Raw genomic sequence first — 26,388 nt, 5'->3', positions numbered from 1 at the left:
AGGAGTTGTGCGACAACGTATTCTGACGCTGTTGCTGGGGTTGGCGGTGCTGGTCACCGCCGGCTGCGGTTTTCACCTGCGTGGCACCACGCAGGTGCCTAATGAAATGAAAACGCTGATCCTGGACAGTTCGGATCCTTACGGACCATTGACGCGCGCGGTGCGTGAGCAGCTGCGTTTGAACGCCGTGACCATCGTCAGCGATCCGAAGCGTAAAGACGTGCCTTCTCTGCGCATCGTCGGCGCGACGGAAAGCCAGGATACCGCCTCGATCTTCCAGGACGGTAAAACCGCCGAGTACCAGCTGGTGCTGACCGTGCAGGCGCAGGTGCTGCTCCCGGGCCACGACCTGTATCCGCTGTCGGTGAAAGTGTTCCGTTCGTTCTTCGACAACCCGCTGACCGCGCTGGCCAAAGACTCCGAGCAGGAGATCATTCGCCAGGAAATGCGTGAGCAGGCGGCGCAACAGCTGGTGCGCAAACTGCTGACCGTGCACGCGGCGGAAGAAGAAAACCGGCAGAAAGCCGCTGCCGTCGGCGAACGAGCGGCAAGCCAAACCGCACAATGATCCGCATTTATCCGGAACAACTTGCCGCGCAGCTCCGAGAGGGGCTGCGCGCTTGTTATTTATTGAGCGGCAATGAACCGCTACTGCTGCAGGAAAGCCAGGATCTGCTCCGGCAGGCTGCGCAACAGCAGCAGTTCAGCGAGCACTACAGCATTTCCCTCGACGCCCATACCGACTGGGACGCCATCTTCGGCATCTGCCAGGCGATGAGCCTGTTCGCCAGCCGCCAGACGCTGCTGCTGATCTTCCCGGAAAACGGCCCGACGGCGCCGATCGGCGAACAGCTGACCAAGCTTGCCACGCTGCTGCACGAGGATATTCTGCTGATCCTGCGCGGCCCGCGCCTCACCAAAGCGCAGGAAAACAGCGCCTGGTTCAAGGCGCTCAGCCCACACGGCGCCCTCGTCAGTTGCCAGACGCCGGAACAGGCACAGCTGCCGCGCTGGGTCGCCACGCGCGCCAAGGCGATGAAGCTGGAATTGGACGACGCCGCCAATCAGCTGTTGTGCTACTGCTACGAAGGCAACCTGCTGGCGCTGTCGCAGGCGCTGGAGCGGCTGTCGCTGCTGCACCCGGACGGCAAACTCACGCTGCCGCGCGTCGAACAGGCGGTGAACGACGCCGCCCACTTCACGCCGTTCCACTGGCTGGATGCCCTGCTGGCCGGCAAAAGCAAGCGCGCCTGGCATATCTTGCAGCAGCTGCAGCAAGAGGACGTGGAGCCGGTGATCCTGCTGCGCACCTTACAGCGCGAACTGCTGCTGTTGCTGACGCTGCAGCGCCGCATGGCGTCCGCGCCGCTGCGCACGCTGTTCGATCAGCACAAGGTTTGGCAGAACCGCCGCCCGCTGGTGACCCAGGCGCTGCAACGCCTGTCCGGCGCCCAGCTGCAGCAAGCGGTACAGCTGCTGACGCAAATCGAGCTGACCCTCAAGCAGGACTATGGCCAGTCGGTCTGGCCGGAACTGGAAACCCTGTCGATGCTGCTGTGCGGCAAACCCCTGGCCACGAGTTTTACCGATGCCCACTAATCCGGAACACCCCACCGTTTTGCACGCGCTGTTCGGCGGCACCTTTGACCCTATCCACTATGGCCACCTGCGGCCGGTGGAGGCGTTGGCCGCCGAAGTGGGCCTGAATCGCGTCACGCTGCTGCCTAACCACGTGCCGCCGCACCGCCCGCAGCCGGAGGCCAATGCGCAGCAACGCCTGAAGATGGTCGAGCTGGCGATCGCCGGCAACCCGCTGTTTGCGGTCGACGATCGCGAACTGCACCGCACCACCCCCTCCTACACCATCGAGACGTTGGAAACGATTCGTAAAGAGCGTGGCGCCGCCCAGCCACTGGCGTTTATTATTGGCCAGGACTCGCTGCTGACATTGCATAAATGGCATCGCTGGCAGGCGCTGTTGGACGTCTGCCACCTGCTGGTGCTGGCGCGCCCGGGCTATAACGATCGCATGGACACACCGGAACTGCAGCAGTGGCTGGAACGTCATCGCACCGCCGATCCGGCGATGCTCAGCCGCCGCCCGCACGGCCATATCTATCTGGCAGATACGCCGGAGCTGGAAATTTCCGCCACCGAGATCCGCCAGCGCCGCCATCAGGGCCTCAACTGCGACGACCTGCTGCCGCGCCCGGTGCAGCGCTATATCGAGTTGCAGGGTTTATATCGCTAGCGAAAGGTGCGTGATATACTGCGCCGCTATTTTTCAGGTATCCGCTGAAAACCCCGGAAACCTTAGCTGGCCGGGCAGTCACCAGTTAGCTGGCTTTCAGCGGCAGCCTGCCGAAATCATTATCCGGTTACGCCGCAGCGTGCGCATGTTGCCCGCTGCAGTCGACTGAACAGAACACACCCGAGGGGGAACCTTTGCAAGGTAAAGCGCTCCAAGATTTCGTCATCGATAAAATCGATGACCTGAAAGGCCAAGACATTATCGCTCTGGACGTACAGGGCAAATCCAGCATCACTGATTGCATGATCATCTGCACCGGCACATCGACTCGCCACGTGATGTCGATCGCCAACCACGTGGTACAGGAATCCCGTGCCGTAGGCATGGAGCTGTTTGGCATGAAAGGCCAGGAAGCCTCCGACTGGATCGTGGTCGATCTGGGCGAAGTGATCGTACACGTGATGCAGGAAGAAAGCCGTCGCCTGTACGAGCTGGAAAAACTCTGGAGCTAAGCGGTGAAACTGCAATTGGTGGCGGTCGGCACCAAAATGCCAGACTGGGTGCAAACCGGCTTTATGGATTACCTGCACCGCTTTCCCAAAGATATGCCGTTTGAGCTGACCGAGATCCCGGCGGGCAAACGCGGCAAAAACGCCGACATCAAACGCATTCTGGACAAGGAAGGCGAACAGATGCTGGCGGCGGTGGGCAAAGGCAACCGCATCGTTACGCTGGATATCCCAGGCACGCCGTGGGAAACGCCGCAGCTGGCGCAGCAGCTTGAGCGCTGGAAGCAGGATGGCCGCAACGTCAGCCTGCTGATCGGCGGCCCGGAAGGGCTGGCGCCCGCCTGCAAAGCCGCTGCCGAGCAGAGCTGGTCGCTTTCTCCGTTGACGCTGCCGCATCCTTTGGTGCGCGTCCTGGTGGCCGAAAGCCTCTACCGCGCCTGGAGTATTACAACAAATCATCCTTACCACCGGGAATAGCCGGTGGTGACCGTGACAGAGTGAAATAAAGCAGCGGGATGAAAATAGAACGTAACCCTTTTCGCGACTATACGGCTGAATCCGCCCTGTTTGTACGCCGCGCCCTGGTGGCGTTCCTGGTCATCCTGGTGCTGTCCGGCATCCTGATCGCCAACCTGTATAATCTGCAAGTGGTCCGCGTCGAGGATTACCGCACCCGCTCCAACGAAAACCGCATCAAGCTGGTGCCCATCGCGCCCAGCCGCGGCATTATCTACGATCGCAACGGCACCCCGCTGGCACTCAACCGCACCATTTATCAGCTGGAACTGATGCCGGAGAAGGTTGACGATCTCAAAGCCACGCTGCAGGCGCTGCGCACGGTGGTCGATCTGACCGACGACGACATCACCAATTTCGAAAAAGAGCGCAAGCGTTCGCGCCGTTTCGTCTCCATTCCGGTGAAAACCGCGCTAACCGAGGTGCAGGTCGCCCGCTTTGCGGTCAATCAGTTCCGCTTCCCCGGCGTGGAAGTAAAAGGCTACCAGCGCCGCTACTACCCCTACGGTTCCGCCCTCACCCACGTCACCGGCTATGTGTCGAAGATCAACGACCGCGACGTCGAACGCCTGGATAAAGACGGCAAGCTGGCCAACTACGCCGCCACCCACGATATCGGCAAGCTGGGTATCGAACGCTATTACGAAGACACGCTGCACGGCAAAACCGGCTATGAAGAGGTCGAGGTCAACAACCGTGGCCGGGTGATCCGCCAATTGCACGAACAGCCGCCTTCCGCCGGTCAGGACGTTTACCTGACGCTCGATCTTGATTTGCAGCGCTATATCGAGCAGCTGCTGGTCGGCAGCCGCGCCGCGGTGGTGGTGAGCGATCCACGCACCGGCGCCATCCTGGCGATGGTGTCCAACCCGAGTTACGATCCGAACCTGTTCGTCGACGGCATTTCCAGCAAGGACTACCAGGGGCTGTTGAACGATCCGAATCGCCCGCTGATCAACCGCGCCACGCAGGGGGTCTATCCGCCTGCATCAACGGTGAAGCCTTACATCGCGGTGTCGGCGCTGAGCGCCGGAGTGATCACCAAAAACACCGTGGTGTTCGATCCCGGTTGGTGGCAACTGCCCGGCTCGGAAAAACGCTTCCGCGACTGGAAAAAATGGGGCCACGGCCGCCTGAACGTCACCAAGGCGCTGGAAGAGTCCGCAGATACCTATTTCTATCAGGTCGCCTATGACATGGGGATCGATCGGCTGTCGACCTGGCTGACCAAATTCGGTTACGGCCAGTACACCGGCATCGATCTGTCCGAAGAACGATCCGGCCTAATGCCGACGCGCGAGTGGAAGCTGAAACGCTATAAAAAGCCGTGGTATCAGGGCGACACCATTCCGGTGGGTATCGGCCAGGGTTACTGGACCGCCACGCCGATCCAGATGGCCAAAGCGCTGAACACCCTGATCAACGACGGCACCGTCAAAACGCCGCACCTGCTGCAGAGTACCCGCGTCAACGGCGCGCTGGTGCCGTTCAAACAGGAAGAGAGCACGCAGATCGGCGATATTCACTCCGGCTTCTGGGAAATCGCCAAAGACGGCATGTATGGTGTGGCCAACCGTCCGAACGGGACGGCGCGCAAATACTTTGCGGACGCACCTTATAAAGCCGCGGCGAAATCGGGTACCGCACAGGTATTCGGCTATGAAACCTACAACGCCCACAAACTGGCGGAGCACCTGCGCGATCACAAACTGATGACCGCCTTCGCACCGTTCAACAATCCGACGGTGTCGGTCGCCATCATTCTGGAAAACGGCGGCTCCGGTCCGGCGGTGGGAACCATCACCCGCCAGATCCTCGACCACATTCTGCTGGGCGACAACAATACGCAATTGCCAAGCGAGGCCCCGCTGCCGCCTGGCGTAGAAGGTGACTAAGGTAGAACATGACTGAAAGCCAACAAAAAGGCTCGATCTGGACCAAAATCCACATCGACCCGACGTTCCTGCTGCTGATCCTGGCCCTGTTGGTCTACAGCGCCTTCGTGATGTGGAGCGCCAGCGGCCAGGACATCGGCATGATGGAGCGCAAGATCGGGCAGATCGTCATGGGGCTGATCGTGATGGCCGTCATGGCGCAAATCCCGCCGCGCGTGTACGAAAGCTGGGCGCCCTATCTGTATATTTTCTGCGTGATTTTGCTGATCCTCGTGGACGCCTTCGGCCAGATAAGTAAAGGCGCGCAGCGCTGGCTGGATCTCGGCGTGGTGCGCTTCCAGCCGTCGGAAATCGCCAAGATCGCCGTGCCGCTGATGGTGGCGCGCTTTATGAACCGCGATGTCTGCCCGCCTTCACTGAAAAACACCGCCATCGCGCTGGTGCTGATCTTCCTGCCAACGCTGCTGGTGGCCGCGCAGCCAGATCTGGGCACCTCGATCCTGATCGCCGCCTCCGGCCTGTTCGTGCTGTTCCTGTCGGGCATGAGCTGGAAGCTGATCGCCGTCGCCGCCGTCGCACTGGCGGCCTTTATCCCGGTGCTGTGGTTCTTCCTGATGCACGGCTATCAGCGCGACCGCGTCATGATGCTGCTCGATCCGGAGAGCGACCCACTCGGCGCCGGCTATCACATCATTCAATCCAAGATAGCCATCGGCTCCGGCGGCCTGTCCGGCAAGGGCTGGCTGCACGGCACCCAGTCGCAGCTGGAGTTTCTGCCGGAGCGCCATACCGACTTTATCTTCGCCGTGTTGGCCGAAGAGCTGGGGCTGATCGGGGTATTGGTGCTGCTGGCGCTCTACCTGCTGGTGATCATTCGCGGGCTGATGATCGCCGCCAAGGCGCAAACCACCTTTGGCCGCGTGATGGTCGGCGGCTTGATGCTGATTTTGTTCGTTTATGTCTTTGTTAACATCGGTATGGTCAGTGGCATTTTGCCGGTAGTTGGCGTACCTTTGCCTCTGGTCAGTTACGGGGGTTCGGCGCTGATAGTATTGATGGCCGGTTTCGGCATCATCATGTCGATCCACACGCATCGGAAAATGCTGTCTAAAAGTTTATAAGAGGTGAGTAATGCGTAAGGAATGGCTTTGGATCGGCGTCGCGGCGGTGTTGCTCTCCGCCTGTACCGCCCCGACCACGGAACAGCAGGCACCACAGCAGCCGTACAACGGCCCGGTGGTGGAGATCGGTGGCGTCGAGCCTCAATATGAACCCTATAACCCTAATAACATGCAGGATTATAAGGTTAATGGCGATACTTACCGCATCGTAAAAGATCCGCAGAACTTCTCGCAGACCGGCCTGGCGGCCTGGTATGGCGAAGAAGCCAACGGCAACACCACGGCGCTGGGCGAGCAGTTCGACCCCAACGGTCTGACTGCGGCGCACCCGACCTTACCGATCCCAAGCTATGTGCGCGTCACTAACCTGGCCAACGGCCGTCAGCTGGTGGTGCGGGTCAACGATCGCGGGCCTTACACCAAGGGCCGTATTATCGATCTGTCGAAAGCCGCCGCCGATCGCCTCAACCTGTCGAACAACACCAAGGTCAAAGTCGATTTCATCAACGTGGCGCCTGACGGCACGCTGAGCGGCCCAGGCACCATCGGTACCATCGTGGCGAAGCAGAGCTATGCCCTGCCGTCGCGCCCGGATCTCGGCGCCAGCGGCATGGGCACCCCCATCCAACAGGACGTGCCGGTCGCCAGCGGCGCGGCGGTACGCCCGATCGATAACAGCACCCTGCGCACCGACGACGACAACGCCCCAGCAACCGGCGGCAACGCCGGTAGCGGCCGCAGCGGTTTCCTCGGCGCGCCAAGCGCATTGCCGGCCGGCGTGCTGGAAGGTTCGGAGCCTGAAGCCGCCGCCGTGGCTGCACCGGTCGCGGCCGGCGCCGCAGCTGCCGGCATGGCTGCCGCTTCCTCCTCCGGCGGTTACGTGGTACAGGTCGGTGCGCTGAGCAGCGCCGAGCGTGCCCAGAGCTGGCAGCAAAGCCTGAGCCAACAGTTTGGCGTCCCGGGCAAAGTGGCGGCCAACGGCAACGTTTATCGCGTCCAGCTCGGCCCGTTCAGCAGCCGTCAGCAGGCGGCCCAGCTGCAGCAACGCCTGGCGAGCGAAGCGCAACAACAGTCTTTCGTTACTGCTGCACCCTGAGCATTAAGCCCGGTGGGCATTCACGGCCGATAAGCGGTTATTTAGCTGAAACATTTTCTTGCAGCTAAAAGGGCACTAACCGCAATTAGTCAGATGAATGGGTAATGCCTGCCGGGATCGCATCTGCTATAGTGTGGCTCGTTTTTTAACTTTACTTTCACGGATGTTGTAGTCCCGATCATGAAACAAGTAACTTCTTTTCGCTTAATCAAAAGCATCGCCCTCGGCACCGTTATCGCAATGAGCGCAGCCTCCGTTGCGCACGCCGATGACGTTAACATCAAAACCATGATCCCAGGTGTCCCGCAGATCGATGCGGAAGCGTACATCCTGATTGATTACAACTCCGGCAAGGTGCTGGCCGAGATGAACGCCGATGCGCGTCGCGATCCGGCCAGCCTGACCAAAATGATGACCAGCTACGTCATCGGCCAGGCGCTGAAAGCGGGTAAAATCGGCCAGGACGATCTGGTGACCGTCGGCCAGGACGCCTGGGCGACCGGCAACCCGGTGTTCAAAGGCTCCTCGCTGATGTTCCTGAAGCCGGGCGATCGCGTGCCGGTCTCCAAACTGACCCGCGGCATCAACCTGCAGTCCGGTAACGACGCCTGCGTGGCGATGGCCGACTACGTCGCCGGCAGCCAGGACGCGTTCGTTAACCTGATGAACACCTACGTCAGCAAGCTGGGCCTGCAGAACACTCACTTCCAGACGGTACACGGCCTGGATGCCCAGGGCCAGTACAGTTCGGCGCGCGACATGGCGCTGATCGGCCAGGCGCTGATCCGCGACGTGCCGGAAGAGTACGCGATCTACAAAGAAAAAGAGTTCACCTTCAACAATATCCGCCAGATGAACCGCAACGGTCTGCTGTGGGATAACAGCCTGAACGTCGACGGCATCAAAACCGGCCATACCGACGCGGCGGGTTACAACCTGGTGGCTTCGGCGACCGAAGGCCAAATGCGCCTGATCTCCGCCGTGATGGGCGGCCGCACCTACAAAGGCCGTGAAGCCGAAAGCAAGAAACTGCTGACCTGGGGCTTCCGCTTCTTCGAAACCGTGGCGCCGTTGAAAGTCGGTAAAGAGTTCGCCTCCGAGCCTGTCTGGTTCGGCGATGCCGACCGCGTTGAGCTCGGCGTGGACAAAGACGTCTACCTGACCATTCCGCGCGGCCGCATGAAAGATCTGAAGGCCAGCTACGTGCTGAACACGCCGGAAATTCACGCGCCGCTGGCGAAAAACCAGGTGGTGGGCAGCATCAACTTCCAGCTGGACGGCAAAACCATCGATCAGCGCCCGCTGGTGGTGATGAACGAAGTGAAAGAAGGCGGTTTCTTCAGCCGCATCGTGGACTACATCAAACTGATGTTCCACCACTGGTTCGGTTAACGGTTGAAACGGGCGAAATTGCCCCCATATACTGAATAACATTAACTCCCGCCCCGGCGGGAGTTATAATTTATAGATTAGCTAGCACTCTGGAGCGCACGCACATGCAAAAAACTAAACTGAACGAACTGCTCGAATTCCCTTGCTCGTTTACCTACAAGGTGATGGGCCTGGCGCAGCCTGAGCTGGTTGACCAGGTAGTTGAAGTGGTGCAGCGCCATGCGCCGGGCGATTACAACCCGCAGGTCAAGCCAAGCAGCAAAGGCAACTACCACTCCGTCTCCATCACCATCAATGCCACTCACATCGAGCAGGTCGAAACCCTGTACGAAGAGTTAGGCAACATTGAAATTGTTCGCATGGTGCTGTAATTCCAGCATAAACCCCTGCTTATCAACCCGGGATGGCGCAGCGTCTTCCCGGGTTGCGCATTTTTGGTCAGCGAAAGGCTGGCCGCAAGCCGGAGCGCCCGGTATAATGGCTTTACCACTTCTGTAACCTGACGATGACTCTTTTGCAACCAGACAAGATCATTTTGCGTCAGCTGGGGTTGCAGCCCTACGCGCCTGTATCCCAAGCCATGCATAACTTCACCGACAGTCGTACCGAGACTACGCCGGACGAACTGTGGCTGGTACAGCATCACCCGGTGTTCACCCAAGGCCAGGCCGGCAAAGCCGAGCATGTGCTGATGCCCGGTGATATCCCGGTGGTCCAGAGCGATCGCGGCGGCCAGGTGACCTACCACGGCCCGGGTCAGCAGGTGATGTACGTGATGGTCGATCTGAAACGCAACAAGGTCGGCGTGCGTCAATTGGTCACGGCGATAGAAGATACGGTTATCAACACCCTCGCCCACTTTCGCCTCGCATCGCGCGCCCGTCCAGATGCGCCTGGCGTGTATGTGGGGGAGCAGAAAATCTGTTCGTTGGGTTTGCGGATCCGCAAAGGCAGCTCATTCCACGGCCTGGCCCTGAATGTGGCGATGGATCTCAGCCCCTTCCAACGCATCAACCCTTGCGGTTACGCCGGCATGCAGATGACGCAGGTCAGCGCGCTGGCGCCCGGCGTTGGCATTGAAGACATACACCCAATCCTGGTACAGGAATTTGTTCATTTACTCGGCTACCAGACGGTCGAGCTTCGTAACTGGAACCTGCACGATTATGAGTAAACCAATTCAGATGGAACGCGGCGTCAAATACCGCGATGCTGACAAAATGGCGCTGATCCCGGTCAAAACGGTGGTCACCGAACGGCAGGAGCTGTTGCGTAAACCCGAGTGGATGAAGATCAAACTGCCTGCCGACTCAACGCGCATTCAGGGCATCAAAGCCGCGATGCGTAAAAACGGCCTGCACTCCGTCTGTGAGGAAGCCTCGTGCCCTAACCTATCCGAGTGTTTCAACCACGGTACCGCCACCTTTATGATCCTCGGCGCTATCTGCACCCGTCGCTGCCCGTTCTGCGACGTGGCCCACGGCCGCCCGATCGCGCCAGACGCTAACGAGCCGGAAAAGCTGGCGCAAACCATCGCCGACATGGCGCTGCGTTACGTGGTGATCACCTCGGTTGACCGCGACGACCTGCGCGACGGCGGTGCTCAGCACTTTGCCGACTGCATCTCGGCCATCCGCGCCAAGAGTCCGAACATCAAAATTGAAACGCTGGTGCCGGACTTCCGCGGCCGTATGGATCGCGCTCTGGAGATCCTCACCGCCACGCCGCCGGACGTGTTTAACCACAACCTGGAAAACGTGCCGCGCGTCTACCGCCAGGTGCGCCCGGGCGCCAACTATGAGTGGTCGCTGAAGCTGCTGGAGCGCTTTAAAGAAGCTCACCCGGATATCCCGACCAAATCCGGCCTGATGGTCGGCCTGGGCGAAACCAACGCGGAAATCGTTGAGGTGATGCGCGATCTGCGTCGCCACGGCGTGACCATGCTGACGCTGGGCCAGTACCTGCAGCCGAGCCGTCACCACCTGCCGGTGCAGCGCTACGTCAGCCCGGCCGAGTTTGACGAGATGAAAGAAGAAGCGATGGCGATGGGCTTCACCCACGCCGCCTGCGGCCCGTTCGTGCGTTCGTCTTACCACGCCGATCTGCAGGCCAAAGGGATGGAAGTGAAATAACGCGTAATAGTTTGTTACGCTAAAGACGGCGGAAACGCCAAAAAACGGATGTCCGCAAGGCATCCGTTTTTTATTGCGCGCAGTCAGACGGAATTAAACGTCTTTCTTTTCGACGCTCTGCTGAGCGGACTGGCTCTCGGCGGTGCTGTTGCCGGCGGCCGGCGGCGTGCTGTCGTCGCCCACCGCTTTTTTAAAGCCTTTCAGCGCCGCGCCAAGATCGGCGCCGAGCGTGCGCAGTTTGCTGGTGCCGAACAGTAAAATCACCAACACCGCAATCACCAGAAGTTTGGTAATGCTGATACCTTCCATACTCACCTTCTTATCATAGAGCGCTGTGTGAACAGCGAGAAAAACTGACCTTGCCTGCGAATATTTAGCGACTTTCCTTCGGCTCACACAACCGCAACATGTAACAGAGTGAGATCCGTTGCAGGAATGTCACGTAACCTCGCGGCGTGAATCCCAGACTATTCTTAGTTTATCACCCGCATGATACGCTGCCGTGATACTCATCAGGGAGATGCCGGATGTATATTGCCCCATCCATTTTCGATGCCCGAAAATCCGGCCTCAGCTTCGCCAAACGCACCTATCTGCCCCGCGTCGCCGGTCTGGGGCTCGGGTTTATCTGCGTTTGCGCCGCGCTCTATCCCTTGGCTCCGCCCGCGGCGGTCTGGCTATTGCTGGCCTTTCACGGCTTTCTCTGGCCGCATCTGGCCTATCGCCTGGCCTACCGCGCCAAAGATCCGTTCAAAGCCGAGATCCGCAACCTCTTGATCGACTCCGCCTTCGGCGGCTTCTGGGCAGCGATGATGGCATTCAATGCCCTGCCGGCGATCGTCATCCTGTCGATGATGAGCATGAACAATATCGCTTCGGCCGGCAAAGCGCTGTTTGTCAAAGGATTGGCGATTCAATTGGCCACGGCGATGCTCACCGGCACGCTGCTCGGCTTCCCGTTTCATCCATACAGCACGCCGCTGCAAGTCTATCTGTGCCTGCCGATGATCTACCTTTATCCGACGTTGCTGGGGCTGGTGACCTACCGCACCGCCAAACGGCTGGCGGAAAAAAAACAGGAGCTGCAACGCATCAGCACCCGCGATGGGCTGACCGGCTTATATAACCGTCGCCACTGGGAACATCTTCTGCATCGCCAGTTCGACAGCTGTCGTCGCTACCAGGACAACGCCACGCTGATCCTGATGGACATCGACCGCTTCAAAACCATCAACGACACCTTCGGCCATGCGCTGGGGGATGAAGCCCTGGCGGTATTGGCGGAAGAACTGCTGATCGGCTTGCGCAACGTGGATATCGTCGGGCGCTACGGCGGCGACGAGTTTGGCGCGGTGCTGCCGAACACTAACGCCGAACAGGCGGAAATCGTCCTGCACCGCATCCAGCAGCGGCTGGACGCGGTCAGTTTCAAGGAGGCGCCGCAGCTGCGGCTGCAGATCAGCGCAGGCATCGCTAACTACCACCCCGCGCTGGGCGGCTATCTTGACTGGCTGAAAGCGGCCGACGGTGCGCTCTATCGGGCGAAGCATAATGGCCGCAACCGGTTGGAAACGGCAGTGCCGCCAGGGGAGTAACTTACTGACTTAATAACTTGGCAAAATACTTCGGCGCTTCGACAAAGCCTTCGCGCCGGTAAAACGCATGCGCCCGCTCGCGGCGACTGTGGCAATGGACCTCTAACCGATCGCAGCCGCGACGGTGCGCCAGCGCCTCGCCCTCCGCCAGCAGCCGCCGGCCTACGCCCGCGCCGCGCGCTCGGTCATCGACGCAAAAATAGCTGATGCGGCCAATGTCGCCGGCCAACGCCAGCTGCGGCAGGAAATGCAGCGACAACACGCCCAACACCTGCTCCCCGTCCGTCGCCACCAGCAGCGCCTCATCCGGATGCGCCAACAGTTGCTGCATGCGCTGCGTCAGAAACGCCTCGGTGCCGGGATAATCCAACGCCGTCATTAATTCGGCGATAGCATGGCGATCGCTCAGGCGCGCCGTTCTGATTTGCATAGGGTGACCTCGCAGAGTGTCGATACTACAAAATAGATGGCGTTAGGTGTAACATCCACCGGGTACGGCAAAAAAGGCCGTGCGGCACGCTGGAGATGACATTCCTCCCTAACCGCCTTCACAGGCTGATGATGTCTACGTAACCTCTCGGAGAGAGGCGCGTAGCGTTACGCCTGTCCCTTTCCGAGTCCCGTGAATTTCTCTGATTGAAAGGTAGTTGCCCCATGTTGAGTTCTTTACTGGCCGTATTTATCGGCGGCGGCGTCGGCAGCGTTTTGCGCTGGGCGGTAAGCATGAAAATGAATCCGCTGAATGCCCACATTCCGCTCGGTACGCTGATGGTCAATCTGATCGGTGGTTTTATCATCGGCCTGGCGATGGCGATTTTCACCCGCATGACGCATCTGGATCCCACCTGGAAATTACTGATTACCACCGGGTTCTGCGGCGGCCTGACTACCTTCTCCACCTTTTCGCTGGAGGTGGTATATCTGATGCAAGATGGCCGCTTCGGCTGGGCGCTGGCCAACATGCTGCTCAACCTGGCCGGCTCGCTGGCGATGACGCTGCTGGCCTTTATGCTGGTGATGTGGCTCAACGGGCGCTAAGCCCTTAATGTTTCCTTAATCTTGCATGCGCATAATCTCATCCAGTACTCCTGACTGGATGAGAAACCGCTATGTTTAGCCTGCCGAAAACCGCCGCCGAAGCGATTGCCGTTGCGCTGTGCGTCCTGATCGTCGCCGCCTTTATCAAATCCTACCTGTTCGCTTAAGCGCCCTTACCCGCAGCACGCGTTCATCTTGCGTCTTTCCGGCCGTTTACACTACAATTGAGAATGAACGTTCACACCCAAAAATGTGAACCCGGCTCACGCGTAGCAAAGGATCGGGCAGATGCTCTCCCCCAACGACAGTAAACAGGCCAAGGTGCAGGCGCGCCGCGATCAGATCGTCGAAGCGGCGAAAACCAGCTTTCGCCGCCACGGTTTCCACGCCGCCAGCATGGCGGAGATCGCCCAAGGCTCGCAGCTCAGCGTCGGGCAAATCTATCGTTATTTCGCCAATAAAGACGCGATTATCGAAGAGATCGTCAACCGCATCATCACTAACAAGATGCAGCGGCTGGAAAACCTTGGCGATCACATCAACCTGATCGCCGGCACGTTGGCGGCGCGCACGCTGTTTCAGCAGCCGGGCGAGAGTGAAACCGATCACATGCTGATGCTGGAAGTGACCGCCGAGGCCACGCGCAACCCGGTGGTGGCCAAACTGCTCAGCGATGCGGAAGCGCGGCTGTTTCGCCACGTGTGCCACAATCTGCAGCGGCTGTATCCCCATTTCAGCGCGGAAGAGATCGCCGCGCGGGTGGAATTTATCGCCGTCATGAGCGAAGGCACCGGTTACCGTATCCTTACCACGCAAAAAGCCGATGCGTCCCTGCTGCGCGATCTGTATCAGCAGGCCATTTCTCACCTGTTCAGGAAACTCTAATCTCCCATGACCAAACACTTAGCCAGACAGCGTCTGGTGTACGCCGTCGTGCTTGGCCTGCTGGCCGCGCTGGGGCCGCTGTGCACCGATCTCTACCTGCCCGCCCTGCCGGAAATGGCGGGTGAGCTGAATACCTCTACCGCCGCCGCGCAGCTCAGCCTGACCACCGGGCTGCTCGGCCTGGGCGTCGGCCAGCTGATTTTCGGCCCTTACAGCGACAAACTGGGCCGCATGCGCCCGCTGCTGCTGTCGCTGATCCTGCTGCTGGGCGCTTCGCTGTGGTGTGCCCTCGCGTCCAGCATCGACCAACTGCTGATCGCTCGTCTGCTGCAGGGCATCGCCGGCGCCGGTGGCGCGGTGATCTCCCGCGCCATCGCCCGCGATCTGTATGCCGGCCATGAGCTGACCCGTTTCTTCGCCTTGCTGATGCTGGTCAACGGCCTGGCGCCGATCGTCGCACCGGTGCTGGGCGGCGTGATGCTGCAGGTAATGAATTGGCGCGGTATCTTCGGCGTGCTGGCGGCCATCGCCGTGCTGCTGTTCAGCCTGTCGGCGCTGAAGCTGCGCGAATCCCTGCCGGTCGAGCGCCGCAGCCAGGGCGGTATCCTGGCGATGCTGATGTCGCTCGGCGGGTTGCTGACCCAGCGCTATTTCATGGGCCTGTGCCTGACACAGGGCTTCGTGATGGCCGGCATGTTCGCCTATATCGGCGCCTCGCCTTTCGTCTTGCAGCAGATCTACGGCCTCAGCCCGCAGATGTTCAGCCTATGCTTCGCCATTAACGGCGTCGGCTTGATCATTGCGGCACAGCTGGCCAGCCGTCTCAGTGCGCGTTGGGGGGAACGCCGGGTGTTGAGGGGCGGGTTAACGCTGGCGGCCGTCGCGTCGCTGTTGCTGCTGTTGGCCGCCGCGCTGCATGCGCCGCTGGTCGTGTTGCTGGTGCCGCTGTTCTTCTCGGTAGCGGTGATCGGCATCGTCGGCCCGACCGCCTCTTCGCTGGCGATGCAAAGCCAGGGAGACAAAGCGGGCAGCGCCTCGGCCTTGATCGGCGTGTGCATGTTCGCCCTCGGCGCCTGCGCCGTGCCGCTCACCGGGCTGGGCGGCACCTCGGGCCTGTCGATGGCGCTGACCATCGTCGGCTGTTACGCCATCGCCATCCTGCTGTTCGGCCTGTTGGCCCGCCGCAACGACGCATAACGCGCCCAATAAAAAACCCGCTCAATGAGCGGGTTTTAAGAAATTCAGCTACGCAGCTTAGATAGCAGTAACGTTAGCGGCAGATGGGCCCTTGGCACCGTTCGTGATTTCAAATTCTACACGCTGGCCTTCAGCAAGCGTTTTGAAACCGTTGCTAACGATGGCAGAGAAGTGGACGAAAACGTCCTTGCTACCATCTTCCGGAGTAATGAAACCGAAGCCTTTGGATTCATTAAACCACTTAACGCTACCTTTAATCTTAGACATCAAACTTACCTTTAACGTGAATGAAAGACACAAAACCTGTGTCGATTACAGTACAGCAAGCAGGCAGGATTTTGTCCACCACCGCGATCACAGAAATCCGATAAAGAGTGAAAAAATCCGTGTTGTCAGGTGTAAATGGATTGCACCGGTTGCGATACGTTACCGTTCCAGGCCAAACCTCTCCCTGCGCCGGCGAACAACGAGCGAACGCCCAAACTCGCCCGCTTCCCCCAGCGTTGACGCCCCCATGCAGACGCAATCGCTATGAAATATAACCAGATGGTCTTTTTGCTTCGGCGGTCCCTGCACTAGGGTTAGGGTTTATTTCCCACTGTGAGCCAAGCCTATGACCAGCCAATTGGCAGACAAAATCATCGCCTATCGGCGTGAGCTGCACCAAAACCCGGAACTTTCCAATCACGAATTCGCCACCACCGCCCGGCTGACCCGCTGGCTGGAAGAGGCAAGCATCCGTCTGCTGCCGCTGGCGCTGAAAACCGGCGTTGTGGCGGAGATCGGCAGCGGCAAGGGGCCGATTATCGCGCTGCGCGGCGACATTGATGCCCTGCCGATCGACGAAATCGCCGACGTGCCCTTCAGCTCGCAAAACAGCGGCGTAATGCACGCCTGCGGCCACGACTTTCACACCTCGGTGATGCTCGGCGCCGCGCACCTGCTCAAAGCGCGTGAGGCCGAGCTGCCCGGCACGGTGCGCATCTTCTTCCAGCCGGCGGAAGAGACCTTCAACGGCGCCCGGCACCTGATCGACGCCGGCGCGCTGGATAACGTTGCGGCGGTATTTGGCCTGCATAACGCGCCGGAGCTGCCCACCGGCACCTTCGCCACCCGCGCCGGGCCGTTCTACGCCAACGTCGATCGCTTCCAGATCCACATCACCGGCAAAGGCGCCCACGCCGCCAAACCGGAACAGGGCGTCGATACCATCGTCACCGCCAGCCAGATCGTCGGCGCGCTGCAGACGCTGCCCAGCCGCAGCTTCAGCTCGCTGGAATCGCTGGTGGTGAGCGTGACGCGCATCGAAGGCGGCAATACCTGGAACGTGCTGCCGCAAACCGTGGAGCTGGAAGGCACGGTGCGCACCCACAGCGACGCGGTGCGCCGCCAGGTGCCTGATAAAATTCGCCAGGTGATCGACGGCGTTGCCGCCGCGCTCGGCGCGCAGGCCGAACTCCACTGGCAGCCGGGGCCGCCGGCGGTGATCAACGACGCCCATTGGGCGGCGTTCAGCAAAACCGTCGCCGCCGAGGCCGGCTACCGGGTCGAAGAGGCGGAGCTGCAAATGGGGGGTGAAGATTTCGCGCTGTATCTGCATCACGTGCCGGGCGTCTTCGTCAGCATCGGCTCCGCCAGCGAGTTCGGCCTGCATCATCCGCGTTTCAATCCCGATGAACGCGCCCTGTTCCCCGCGGCACAATATTTTACGCTGCTGGCGGAACGCACGCTGCAACAGCTCACTACCGCGCCAGAAAAAGCCCTCAGCAACGCCTGAATAACGTGAAATAGTATTTCCCCGACGCCGCAGATACCGCGCCGGGGATTATTATTTTCGCTCGCCGTGATATTTGCAGTTTTCAACATTTGAATATGCTGTTTTGTTGTTTTACATCCCGTTGCCGCTCATCAATAGTGGACACATCAGACACCGCGCGCCTTTGCGGCGCATGACAGGATAATCACGATGAGCGACAACGCGAATAATCAACGGCAATTACGGCTGGGCGCCATTCTGCACGGCGCATCGGGAAATATGTCCGCCTGGCGCCACCCGGATGCCACCGCCGACGCCAGCATCAACCTCGAATTTAATATCGCCTCGGCGAAAAAAGCCGAACAGGGGAAATTCGATTTCGTGTTTGTCGCCGATGGGTTATATATCAACGAAAAATCCATTCCGCATTTTCTTAATCGTTTCGAACCGCTCACCCTGCTGGCCGCGCTGGCCGCCGCCACCGATAAAATCGGCCTGGTAGGCACCCTTTCCACCTCTTACAGCGATCCGTTCACCGTCGCCCGCCAGTTCGCCAGCCTCGACCACCTGAGCAACGGCCGCGCCGGCTGGAACGTGGTGACGTCGCCGCTGGAAGGCTCGGCCAAAAACTTCTCGCGCGCCGAACACCCGGAACACAGCCTGCGTTACCGCATCGCCGGCGAATTTCTCGACGTCGCCAAAGGGCTGTGGGATTCCTGGGAAGACGATGCCTTTGTGCGCAACAAGGCTAGCGGCGAATTCTTCCGCACCGGCAAGCTACACACCCTCAATCACCAGGGAGAGTTCTTCTCGGTGCAGGGGCCGCTGAACATCGGCCGCACGCCGCAGGGGCGCCCGATCCTGTTCCAGGCCGGCGCCTCCGAAGACGGCAAACGGCTGGCGGCTCAACACGCCGATGCGATCTTCACCCATCACGACACGCTGGAGCAGGCGCAGGATTTTTATCAGGACGTGAAGCGGCAGCTGGTGGAACAGGGGCGCGAGCCGGACGACCTGCGCATCTTCCAGGGCGTCAGCGTGATCGTCGGCGACGACGACGCGGACGTCGAGCGCCAGTACCAGGAGACCGCCCGCCTGGTCAGCATTGAGAACGCCCTCAACTATCTTGGCCGCTACTTCGAGCATTACGACTTTTCCCGCCATCCGCTGGACGCCCCCTTCCCGGACATCGGCGATCTGGGGCAAAACAGCTTCCGCAGCACTACCGACGCCATCAAGCGCAACGCCCGCGAACGTAACCTCACGCTGCGCCAGGTGGCGCTGGAAGCCGCCTCGCCGCGCCCGGTGTTCAGCGGCACGCCGGAAGCGGTGGCGGACGGCCTGCAACGCTGGTTCGACGGTGAAGCCGCCGACGGTTTCATCATCAGCGGCGGTACGCCCAACGCCTTCGGCCACTTCGTCGATCGGGTGGTACCCATCCTGCAACAGCGTGGCCTGTTCCGTCAGGCGTACCACGGCGATACGCTGCGCGAGCACTTGGGCCTGAAGCGCCCGTTGAACAGATTCACCCAATAATAAGATCGTTTTCAGGGATATCCGCTATGCAGAAAACCGTTACCGCCGCCCTCGTGGCGGCCTTGCTGAGCCTGACCGGCGCCGCGCAGGCGGGCACCGGCATCGATTTACAGGCCAATGAAACCCCGATCCACGCGCCAAAAAACCCGCAGGCGATCGCCAAACTGCCGGCCGATTTCCACTTCGTGAAGCCGGGCCAATTCACCGTTGCAATCGCCGCGCTCAACACGCCGCCGCTGGCGCTGTTTGCCGCCGATAACCGGCGGCTGATCGGCAGCGAAGTGGATATCGCGCAGCTGGTGGCCGACAGCCTGGGGCTTGAATTAAACGTGGTGCAAACCTCGTGGGAAGACTGGCCGCTGGGGGTGGTTTCCGGCAAATATGACGCAGCCATCACCAACGTCACCGTCACCAAAGAGCGCAAAACCCGCTTCGACTTTGCCACCTACCGCATCGATTCGCTCGGCTTTTACGTCAAAACCGGCGGCAAGATCGCGACGATCAAACAGCCTGCCGATATCGCCGGATTAAAGATCATCGTTGGCTCCGGCACCAATCAGGAAGCAATTTTGCTGGCGTGGGACAAACAGAACCGGCAGCAGGGGCTCAAACCCTTCCAGCCGATCTACGTGACCGACGATGCGGCCGCCACGCTGGCGATCCAGTCCGGCCGCGCCGACGCCTACTTCGGGCCGAACGTGCTGGGCGCCTATAAAGCGGCGCTGAACGGCCGCACCCGGCTGGCGGGCACGGTGGAAGGCGGTTGGCCCAAGGCGGCACACATCGCCGTCACCACCCGTAAAGGCAACGGCCTGGTGCAGGCGGTGAACGAAGCGCTGAACGGCACGATCCGCGGCGGGCAGTACGATCGGGTGCTCAACCGCTGGGGCGAGAGCGTCGAACGCCTTGCGCAGTCGGAAATCAACCCGCCCGGCCTGGGCGATTAGGAGCGCGCGATGACGCAAGACACTTTCATTCAGACGCTGCCGACCGACCCGCTGATCGCCCCGGTGATCGAGGGGCTGTTCGGCGAATATCGCCAGCGTTACGGCGACTATTTTGGTGACCAGGAACCGGAAGCGCTGGATCTGTACGCGCCGCCGCAAGGGGCCTTCATCGTGCTGCTGCGCGCCGGTGCGCCGATCGCCATGGGCGCCTTCAAACGCTATGACGCACAGACCGCCGAGCTGAAGCGCATCTGGACGCGAGGCGATCTGCGCCGCCAGGGCCTGGCGCAGCGAGTGTTGCAGCAATTGGAAACGCTGGCGCTGGCGCAGGGATATCGCCGGCTCTATCTGACCACCGGCTTTCGCCAGCCCGAAGCGGTGGGCCTGTATCTGAACAACGGGTATCAGCCGCAGTTCGATCCCACCGTCGACAGCGAGGTTTACAGCCGCCCGCCCTACGATGGCCGCCTGCCGTTCCGCAAAAGCCTGATTGCAGAGGACGCGTGTTGTTGCGCGTCGGAAAGGAAAATCGCCTAAGACCCCTTTATCTGTATCGGGAGACATGACATGTCCAAACAAGAAGTCTTGAAAGTGGTGCCCGCCCGCTATCCGCTGCGGCTGATCGGCGCGCTGTTTTCGCTGTTTATTCTGGCCACCATCGTGCAATCGGTGGCGGGTAACGCGCGCTGGGAATGGGGCGTGTTCGCCGAGTGGTTCTTCGCGCCGGCGGTACTGGCGGGGCTGGGGCAAACCCTGCTGCTGACGCTGCTCGGTACGCTGTTCAGCATCCTGTTCGGCACCCTGTTGGCGCTGGCGCGCCTGTCGCGCTCCTACCTGCTGGCGTCGCTGGCCTGGGGCTATATCTGGCTGTTTCGCTCTCTGCCGCTGATCCTGGTGCTGATCATTCTGTACAACTTCTCCTATCTGTATGACGCCATCTCGCTGGGCATTCCCTTCACCTCCGTGGTGTTCGCCAGCTTTCCCACCATCGACATTCTCGGCCAGTTCGCCGTGGCGGTGCTGGGCCTGACGCTGGTGCAGTCCGCCTACACCGCCGAGATCATCCGCGGCGGCATCCTGGGCGTGGATTACGGCCAGCACGAGGCGGCGGCGGCGCTAGGCCTGCCGGGCTATCGTCGCACCTTCCGTATCATTCTGCCGCAGGCACTGCGCTCCATTATTCCGACCGGCTTCAACGAGATCATCAGCCTGGCGAAAGGCACCTCTATCGTTTACGTGCTGGCGCTGCCGGAGCTGTTTTACACCATTCAGGTTATCTATAACCGCACCCAGCAGGTGATACCGCTGCTGATGGTCGCCACCGTCTGGTACCTGTTCATCACCACCGCGCTGTCGGTGATCCAATACTATATCGAGCGCTATTTCGCCCGGGGCGCGGTGCGCGAATTGCCGCCGACGCCCTGGCAGAAACTGGCCGGCTGGCTAAAACGTTAGGAGACCCACATGTCTGAAGCCATTGATTATTACGCCTTGCCCGAGCAGCCGGTACGCAATCTCACCCCGGTGCCGGCACGCGGCCTGATCGAAATCAGCAACGTCAGCAAGTTCTTCGGCAAACACAAGGCGCTGGACGACGTCAGCCTGACGCTGCAGCCGGGCACCGTGACCGTGATCCTCGGCCCTTCCGGCTCCGGCAAATCGACGCTGCTGCGGGCGATCAACCACCTGGAGCGCGTCGACGAGGGCTTTATCCGCATCGACGGCGACTACGTCGGCTACCGCCGCAAGGGCAACCGGCTGTACGAGCTGAAGGAAAAGGCCATCCTCCGGCAGCGCATCAACGTCGGCTATGTGTTCCAAAATTTCAACCTGTTCCCGCACCTGACGGTGCTGGAAAACATCATCGAAGCGCCGGTGGTGCACAAAATTCACTCCCGCGAGCGGGCGAAGGCGGTCGCCTATGAGCTGCTGGATACCGTCGGGCTGCGCCACAAGGCGGATGCCTACCCGCGCCACCTCTCCGGCGGCCAACAACAACGCATCGCCATCGCGCGCGCGCTGGCGCTGAACCCGAAGGTGATCCTGTTCGATGAACCGACCTCCGCGCTCGATCCCGAGCTGGTCGGCGAAGTGCTGGACGTGATTAAGGGGTTGGCGGATCTGGGCGTCACGCTGGTGGTGGTCACGCATGAAATCGGCTTTGCGCGCGAAGCGGCGGATCGGGTGGTGTTTATGGTCGACGGGCAGATCGTCGAACAGGGCGACGCCAGGCAGGTGCTGTCCCAACCGCAGCATCCGCGCACCGTTAACTTCCTCAACAAAGTGCTGTGATCGTCGGGGCGCCGCGGCGCCCCGCACCTGAGCCGCTTATAGGCCGGCGAAACGCCGCTTCTCGGCGGCGAAATCCAGCGGGCGGATCCCCTGCTGGTTTTTATCCTCGTCGGTCAGCAACGCCGGCGGAATAAACCAGGTCACCTCGAACAGCAGCCCGTCCGGATCGTGACCATAAATGCTTTTGTGCACGCCATGATCCTCTTCCAGCCCGAGAATACCGCGTTCGGCCAACTGGTGACGAATGCGCTCCAGCTCTTCCAGACTGTCCACTTCCCAGGCCAGATGGTACAGCCCGGCCGGTGGCTCATGCTCCGCCGGCGGCTCGTTGTTGGCGCGAAACACCCCGGCGCGCTGCTGGCCCAGATTCTTGCTGAACAGCGCCAAATCGTGATCGTTTTCCGAATCGGCGGCCTGGGTAAATACCGCGCGATCGGGGCTGTCGGACGGCTTCAGCTTGAAGCCCAAGACCTGATGATAAAAGTCGGCGCTCTGCCGCACATCGCTGACATACAGCACGGCGTGATTGAGACGTTTGATGCCCATCGATATTCCTTTTTCGCATTGAATGAAGTCAGCATGAACATAGCATGTGGCCAGGAAGCCGCTAAATGCCGTTATCGCATGACTAAATGCCGCCCGCGCAATCTGTCGCTGCAAGGCATTCCGCGCTATCATAAGCGCTGTATTGAACCCTTTTGTGAGAATAGCGATGAACGGCAAGATAACGACTTTTTTTGAAGACAAAGGCTTCGGCTTTATTACCGACGAGAACGGAGAAAATCGTTATTTTCACGTGATTAAAGTGCAGAACCCGGAGCTGATTAAGAAAAACGCGGCGGTCACCTTCGAGCCAACCAACAACACCAAAGGCCCGTCGGCTTATGCGGTAAAAGTGTTGGCGCCCAGCAAATACATCATCATCGCCAATGAAAGAATCAAGATCACCAGCATCAAGTCTTTTAATACCTTCACCAAGGAAGTGCCGGTCAAAGCCGACGTGGATAAAGAGAACACCGTGCTGTCGGTTGGCCTGCTGATGAACCGCATTCGCCCACAGTCCGAAGATCAGGCGCAGACCATGCAAACGCTGCGCATGCTGACCATTACCACCTTCCAGAACACCACCCATACCTTCTCCGAGCACGAGATCGATATGGATGAAACCATCAAGGCGCTGAAAAGCCTGTAAGTATCTGCGTACGGAAAATAACCAACGAAATTTGTCGTTGCCTGTGTTAGCGTGAGTTTTCACCTGACACAGGCCATTGATATGTCCGATTCCAGCAGCGTCAAAGGTTTTATCAACCGCTCCACCCAAATCGTCTGCCCTAAATGCGGCTATGTTACCCGGCAAAAATGCGCAGCAATGCTGCAAGATGTGATACTGATTTGCCCTAATTGCGAAACCCGCTTCGAGCCCAGGCAAGGCTGAAAACGGTTAACGGAACAGGATATGCTCGACGCTGTTGCCGTTGATCACGTTGAACGACTCCACCCGATTACGCCCCTGCGATTTGGCGCGATACAGCGCGATATCCGCCATATTCATCAGCTGTTCCAACGATTTCACCTCATTCATCGCCAGGCTGGCGACGCCGACGCTGATGGTGATTTTCAACGTCTGCTTGCCTTCCGCCTGCAGCTCCGTCTGCTCCACCAGCCGGCGCAAATGTTCCCCCAGCGCCACGCCCTGCGCCGCCAGCGCGCGCGGCAGCATGATAGCAAACTCTTCCCCGCCCAAGCGGCCGAACAGCTGATCGTGACGCAGCTCGCGCCGCACGATGTGCGCGAACGACGCCAAAACCTGATCGCCGGCGCTGTGGCCGTGCGTATCGTTGATCAGCTTGAAATGATCAATGTCGATCAGCAGCAGCGACACCGCCTCTTTGGAACGGTGTTTATGCTCCAGCAACTCGCCCGCTTTGCGGGTCATCGCGCTGCGCGCCAGCACCCCGGTCAGAAAATCGTGGTTGGCACTGTGCTCCAGACGCCGCATCAGCTTTCGGTTGGCGGCGATGGAGCTGGCGAGGATCAGCGGCCCCATCACCAGCATGGCGATGCCCAATCGGGCGGACATCAGGGTATCGAGGAAGGCGTTGTGGTTGTTCGGCGTTTCATAAAGCACCAGGTTGGCAGAAATGCTGCTGATCTCGGTCATGCCGGTCAACAACGTCAGCAACGTCACGGGGAACAGCGGGTAGCGTACCGCGCACCACAGCAGCGCCGGGATCGGGAAGGCGATGGCGCCCGGCCCGCCGATATAGACGCTGAACGCCAGCGACAGCAGCAACGCCAGCAACGGCAGGCAGCCTTTCAGGCGCCAACGTACCTGTATGCGCAGCAGTTGCTTCAGCCGCGGCGCCGCCATCAGCACCGGCAACAGCAGCAAGGTCGTCGAGAATTGCTCACTGAACCAAGCCAGCCAGGCGATCACCACCGTGTTGTTATAGAGGCTGTCATTACGCAGCACCGACAGCGTCGACGCCACCGCCGCGCCGGCCAAACTGGCGCTGAACATATAGAGTATCGCCTGGGGCTTGCCCATGCGCCGTTGAGATTGTGGCAGCATCAGCATGATGCCGTAACCGACGGCGATCAGCGACATGTTGCAGGCGTTCAGCCACAGCGCCAGAGACCAGCCTTCGCCGGTGCTGAGATCGGCGGCGACCATGCCCAGATAGGTGGTAAGCCAGCCGAGCGGCGTGCCGTAAACGGGTTTGCGCAGCAGCAGACCGAGCAGAATCGCATTCACCGGCCAAAATAAGGAAAGCGAGCCAATCGGCCGGCTAAGAATACCCACCAGGGAAAGTAAAAAGGCCAGCATGAAAAGATTGATCAGCTGAACCGTTAGCGGCAGGCCATGCCTGGCGTTTATTCTGGCGTTCATCGCCTTGCCCATATTTTGCTAATAACCAGAATAATAATGTGCATACTCTCTCGCCCGGCCAGTGAGGGATAGTCAACCCGGATTTCAACCAAAAAAGCCAGACAAATCAATAATAAAAAACGTTAACATTTAATTAACAGACTTTTCTTAGCCCCGTTCGGCTGCGGCGGGCACACCCGCGTAGCGTCAGCAAATAATGGCTACTCTGCTGTCAGCATAGCGCATAGCGTAATAGGTCGCCGACGGCGTCAATTACATTAATAAGCTTGTGGTTATTGGTCGTTGAATGATGTTTGAATAACTGCGCGATTATTTTCCTGCAACTGGGCCGCCCGTGCAATAACAACCCAAAAAAAGCCCGCATGAAGCGGGCTTGCTTGAACAACAGCAAATCGACAGTTACAACACGGCCATGCCTTGCATGCCCGTGTTGCCACGCAGTATAGCGGTGAAAGCTTAAGCAGACCTTAGCAACAAAAAACCCGGCCTAGGAACCGGGAATATTTGTACGAAATGCAGTGTTAGCCCAAGCAGGCTAATAACATTTCGCAGCCTACACGCCAATTGTGCAGAGAAAATGAACGCGGCATCCGTTCAACCGCACCGCCACCCCATCTACACGGCAAGGCCTTACGCCAGTTTGGCGGCAAAGCCCGCTACGCGCTGGCCATAGAGCTTGGCGGTCGCCAGATCGCCCGACAGCATCTCATCCACGCCGGCATCCGCCGGGGTCTGCACCAGCAGCCCCACCGAACCGCCCAGGTTATTGACGTCGGTACGCTGCGCCGATTTGGTGTTGGCCGGCAGCAGCCCCAGACTGACCCACAGGCCGCCATGTTGCGAAGCCAGCGTCTGCAGCGCGATCAACGTGACCTGCTTGTCGCCGTTCAGGCTGGCGCTGTTGGTAAAGCCGCCGAACACTTTGTCCTGCCACTTGCGGCCGAACCAGGCTTTGGAGCTCGCGTCGGCGAATTTCTTGAACTGCCAGGACGGGCCGCCCATATAGGTCGGCGAGCCAAAGATGATGGCGTCCGCCTCATCCAACGTCTGCCAGGCTTCGTCGCTGATGTCACCGTTCTGATCGATGGCGATCAGTTCCGCCCCCGCACCTTCCGCCACGACTTTCGCCAAACGCTCGGTATGGCCGTAGCCGGAATGAAACACCACTACTGTCTTCGCCATAGAAATTCTCCACTCATTGCACAAAGGCACCGACGGCGCCCCCTCTCGCGTTCAATCTAATCAAGCGCGCAGCGGCTGAATACCGAATAAAACTGACGGTGTTATTCAAAAAAATCGCGTTACGCACCGCCGGGTATGCGCAGATAAAAAAAATCCCG

30 protein-coding genes and 1 riboswitch are annotated in these 26,388 nt (G+C 59.9%); of the genes, 24 read left to right on the top strand and 6 right to left on the bottom strand.

Annotated features, from left to right (window positions below; all coding sequences use genetic code 11):
• The first annotated feature begins 7 nt into the window (after positions 1-7).
• The 12 genes from lptE (at position 8) to lipA (ending at position 10,912) form a co-directional block, all read left to right on the top strand.
• Positions 8-568 carry an LPS assembly lipoprotein LptE gene (gene lptE / locus ACJ8J4_RS10635; protein ID WP_049242706.1) on the top strand — a complete coding sequence of 187 codons (561 nt, stop codon included), beginning with the start codon at positions 8-10 and terminating at the stop codon, positions 566-568.
• Entirely contained in the window at positions 565-1,599 is a 1,035-nt protein-coding gene (holA, locus tag ACJ8J4_RS10630; protein WP_033651150.1) for a DNA polymerase III subunit delta, read from the top strand. The genes lptE and holA overlap by 4 nt, the downstream gene beginning before the upstream one ends.
• The gene (gene nadD, locus ACJ8J4_RS10625; RefSeq protein ID WP_049295160.1) at positions 1,589-2,251 is read left to right on the top strand and encodes a nicotinate-nucleotide adenylyltransferase; all 663 of its coding nucleotides are present in this window, start codon (positions 1,589-1,591) and stop codon (positions 2,249-2,251) included. Before holA ends, nadD begins: the two co-directional genes overlap by 11 nt.
• A 194-nt stretch (positions 2,252-2,445) precedes the next feature.
• Positions 2,446-2,763: a ribosome silencing factor gene (rsfS, locus tag ACJ8J4_RS10620; protein WP_025301839.1), complete on the top strand. Its 318-nt coding sequence runs from the start codon at positions 2,446-2,448 to the stop codon at positions 2,761-2,763.
• 3 nt (positions 2,764-2,766) lie between these two features.
• Positions 2,767-3,237 (top strand): 23S rRNA (pseudouridine(1915)-N(3))-methyltransferase RlmH, encoded by a 471-nt coding sequence (gene rlmH, locus ACJ8J4_RS10615; protein WP_004940002.1) that lies wholly within the window; start codon positions 2,767-2,769, stop codon positions 3,235-3,237.
• Positions 3,238-3,275: 38 nt separating this feature from the next.
• Positions 3,276-5,171, top strand: coding sequence for a peptidoglycan DD-transpeptidase MrdA (gene mrdA, locus ACJ8J4_RS10610; protein WP_025301838.1), 1,896 nt, complete (start codon positions 3,276-3,278; stop codon positions 5,169-5,171).
• An 8-nt stretch (positions 5,172-5,179) separates the two neighbouring features.
• Positions 5,180-6,292 (top strand): peptidoglycan glycosyltransferase MrdB, encoded by a 1,113-nt coding sequence (mrdB, locus tag ACJ8J4_RS10605; protein WP_004940006.1) that lies wholly within the window; start codon positions 5,180-5,182, stop codon positions 6,290-6,292.
• A gap of 10 nt (positions 6,293-6,302) precedes the next feature.
• Positions 6,303-7,388 (top strand): endolytic peptidoglycan transglycosylase RlpA, encoded by a 1,086-nt coding sequence (gene rlpA / locus ACJ8J4_RS10600; protein ID WP_025301837.1) that lies wholly within the window; start codon positions 6,303-6,305, stop codon positions 7,386-7,388.
• A 180-nt stretch (positions 7,389-7,568) separates the two neighbouring features.
• The gene (gene dacA, locus ACJ8J4_RS10595) at positions 7,569-8,780 is read left to right on the top strand and encodes a D-alanyl-D-alanine carboxypeptidase DacA (RefSeq protein ID WP_004940010.1); all 1,212 of its coding nucleotides are present in this window, start codon (positions 7,569-7,571) and stop codon (positions 8,778-8,780) included.
• 104 nt (positions 8,781-8,884) lie between these two features.
• A complete protein-coding gene (gene ybeD / locus ACJ8J4_RS10590; protein WP_004940012.1) occupies positions 8,885-9,151 on the top strand; it encodes a DUF493 family protein YbeD in 267 nt (88 codons plus the stop codon).
• Between the two features lie 134 nt (positions 9,152-9,285).
• Positions 9,286-9,954 (top strand): lipoyl(octanoyl) transferase LipB, encoded by a 669-nt coding sequence (lipB, locus tag ACJ8J4_RS10585; RefSeq protein ID WP_015376934.1) that lies wholly within the window; start codon positions 9,286-9,288, stop codon positions 9,952-9,954.
• Entirely contained in the window at positions 9,947-10,912 is a 966-nt protein-coding gene (gene lipA, locus ACJ8J4_RS10580; protein ID WP_025301835.1) for a lipoyl synthase, read from the top strand. The genes lipB and lipA overlap by 8 nt, the downstream gene beginning before the upstream one ends.
• A 93-nt stretch (positions 10,913-11,005) precedes the next feature.
• Here the strand turns inward: lipA and tatA are convergent, their stop codons facing one another.
• Positions 11,006-11,221 (bottom strand): Sec-independent protein translocase subunit TatA, encoded by a 216-nt coding sequence (gene tatA, locus ACJ8J4_RS10575; protein ID WP_025301834.1) that lies wholly within the window; start codon positions 11,219-11,221, stop codon positions 11,006-11,008.
• 218 nt (positions 11,222-11,439) lie between these two features.
• On the opposite strand from tatA, the gene ACJ8J4_RS10570 reads away from it, so the two are divergent.
• A complete protein-coding gene (locus ACJ8J4_RS10570) occupies positions 11,440-12,507 on the top strand; it encodes a diguanylate cyclase (protein WP_043135746.1) in 1,068 nt (355 codons plus the stop codon).
• Position 12,508: 1 nt separating this feature from the next.
• On the opposite strand, the gene ACJ8J4_RS10565 is transcribed toward ACJ8J4_RS10570, so the two are convergent.
• Positions 12,509-12,937 carry a GNAT family N-acetyltransferase gene (locus ACJ8J4_RS10565; RefSeq protein ID WP_025301832.1) on the bottom strand — a complete coding sequence of 143 codons (429 nt, stop codon included), beginning with the start codon at positions 12,935-12,937 and terminating at the stop codon, positions 12,509-12,511.
• A gap of 82 nt (positions 12,938-13,019) precedes the next feature.
• A riboswitch (Fluoride riboswitch) is annotated at positions 13,020-13,082 on the top strand.
• A 79-nt stretch (positions 13,083-13,161) separates the two neighbouring features.
• Here ACJ8J4_RS10565 and crcB point away from each other — a divergent pair.
• From crcB to ACJ8J4_RS10550, 3 genes are all read left to right on the top strand, one after another.
• On the top strand, positions 13,162-13,545 hold the full coding sequence (crcB, locus tag ACJ8J4_RS10560; protein ID WP_016928782.1) for a fluoride efflux transporter CrcB: 384 nt from the start codon (positions 13,162-13,164) through the stop codon (positions 13,543-13,545).
• Between the two features lie 288 nt (positions 13,546-13,833).
• Positions 13,834-14,430, top strand: coding sequence for a TetR/AcrR family transcriptional regulator (locus tag ACJ8J4_RS10555; RefSeq protein WP_049295158.1), 597 nt, complete (start codon positions 13,834-13,836; stop codon positions 14,428-14,430).
• Positions 14,431-14,436: 6 nt separating this feature from the next.
• Positions 14,437-15,627: a multidrug effflux MFS transporter gene (locus tag ACJ8J4_RS10550; protein WP_193402530.1), complete on the top strand. Its 1,191-nt coding sequence runs from the start codon at positions 14,437-14,439 to the stop codon at positions 15,625-15,627.
• 57 nt (positions 15,628-15,684) lie between these two features.
• Here ACJ8J4_RS10550 and cspE read toward each other — a convergent pair whose 3' ends face one another.
• Positions 15,685-15,894 carry a transcription antiterminator/RNA stability regulator CspE gene (gene cspE, locus ACJ8J4_RS10545; protein ID WP_004940030.1) on the bottom strand — a complete coding sequence of 70 codons (210 nt, stop codon included), beginning with the start codon at positions 15,892-15,894 and terminating at the stop codon, positions 15,685-15,687.
• A gap of 346 nt (positions 15,895-16,240) precedes the next feature.
• Here cspE and ACJ8J4_RS10540 point away from each other — a divergent pair, with 346 nt between their 5' ends.
• The 6 genes from ACJ8J4_RS10540 to ACJ8J4_RS10515 all read left to right on the top strand — a co-directional run bounded on the left by ACJ8J4_RS10540 (position 16,241) and on the right by ACJ8J4_RS10515 (position 22,158).
• Complete coding sequence (locus ACJ8J4_RS10540) at positions 16,241-17,404, top strand: M20 peptidase aminoacylase family protein (protein WP_197835190.1); 1,164 nt, start codon at positions 16,241-16,243, stop codon at positions 17,402-17,404.
• Positions 17,405-17,593: 189 nt separating this feature from the next.
• Positions 17,594-18,919, top strand: a complete 1,326-nt coding sequence (locus ACJ8J4_RS10535) for an LLM class flavin-dependent oxidoreductase (protein ID WP_049295155.1) — start codon at positions 17,594-17,596, stop codon at positions 18,917-18,919.
• 26 nt (positions 18,920-18,945) lie between these two features.
• On the top strand, positions 18,946-19,866 hold the full coding sequence (locus tag ACJ8J4_RS10530) for an ABC transporter substrate-binding protein (protein WP_141997449.1): 921 nt from the start codon (positions 18,946-18,948) through the stop codon (positions 19,864-19,866).
• Positions 19,867-19,875: 9 nt separating this feature from the next.
• On the top strand, positions 19,876-20,403 hold the full coding sequence (locus ACJ8J4_RS10525) for a GNAT family N-acetyltransferase (RefSeq protein WP_043135734.1): 528 nt from the start codon (positions 19,876-19,878) through the stop codon (positions 20,401-20,403).
• Between the two features lie 30 nt (positions 20,404-20,433).
• On the top strand, positions 20,434-21,321 hold the full coding sequence (locus ACJ8J4_RS10520) for an amino acid ABC transporter permease (protein ID WP_197835188.1): 888 nt from the start codon (positions 20,434-20,436) through the stop codon (positions 21,319-21,321).
• Positions 21,322-21,330: 9 nt separating this feature from the next.
• Positions 21,331-22,158 (top strand): amino acid ABC transporter ATP-binding protein, encoded by an 828-nt coding sequence (locus ACJ8J4_RS10515; protein ID WP_025301825.1) that lies wholly within the window; start codon positions 21,331-21,333, stop codon positions 22,156-22,158.
• Positions 22,159-22,194: 36 nt separating this feature from the next.
• On the opposite strand, the gene ACJ8J4_RS10510 is transcribed toward ACJ8J4_RS10515, so the two are convergent.
• Complete coding sequence (locus ACJ8J4_RS10510; RefSeq protein ID WP_043135732.1) at positions 22,195-22,704, bottom strand: VOC family protein; 510 nt, start codon at positions 22,702-22,704, stop codon at positions 22,195-22,197.
• 166 nt (positions 22,705-22,870) lie between these two features.
• Between ACJ8J4_RS10510 and ACJ8J4_RS10505 the strand changes: the two genes are divergently transcribed.
• Entirely contained in the window at positions 22,871-23,350 is a 480-nt protein-coding gene (locus ACJ8J4_RS10505) for a cold-shock protein (RefSeq protein ID WP_025301823.1), read from the top strand.
• A gap of 81 nt (positions 23,351-23,431) precedes the next feature.
• On the top strand, positions 23,432-23,593 hold the full coding sequence (locus ACJ8J4_RS10500; protein ID WP_015376921.1) for a YnfU family zinc-binding protein: 162 nt from the start codon (positions 23,432-23,434) through the stop codon (positions 23,591-23,593).
• A gap of 6 nt (positions 23,594-23,599) precedes the next feature.
• On the opposite strand, the gene ACJ8J4_RS10495 is transcribed toward ACJ8J4_RS10500, so the two are convergent.
• Positions 23,600-25,048: a GGDEF domain-containing protein gene (locus ACJ8J4_RS10495; protein WP_264383867.1), complete on the bottom strand. Its 1,449-nt coding sequence runs from the start codon at positions 25,046-25,048 to the stop codon at positions 23,600-23,602.
• A gap of 630 nt (positions 25,049-25,678) precedes the next feature.
• Positions 25,679-26,230, bottom strand: coding sequence for a flavodoxin family protein (locus ACJ8J4_RS10490; RefSeq protein ID WP_004940045.1), 552 nt, complete (start codon positions 26,228-26,230; stop codon positions 25,679-25,681).
• Between the last annotated feature and the right edge of the window lie 158 nt (positions 26,231-26,388).

The sequence above is a fragment of the Serratia sp. CY47280 genome, assembly GCF_052168655.1.
In the GTDB taxonomy this organism is placed as follows: domain Bacteria; phylum Pseudomonadota; class Gammaproteobacteria; order Enterobacterales; family Enterobacteriaceae; genus Serratia; species Serratia bockelmannii.
Note: the sequence above shows the minus strand (reverse complement) of the source record. Positions and strands in the feature narration are given on the sequence as shown.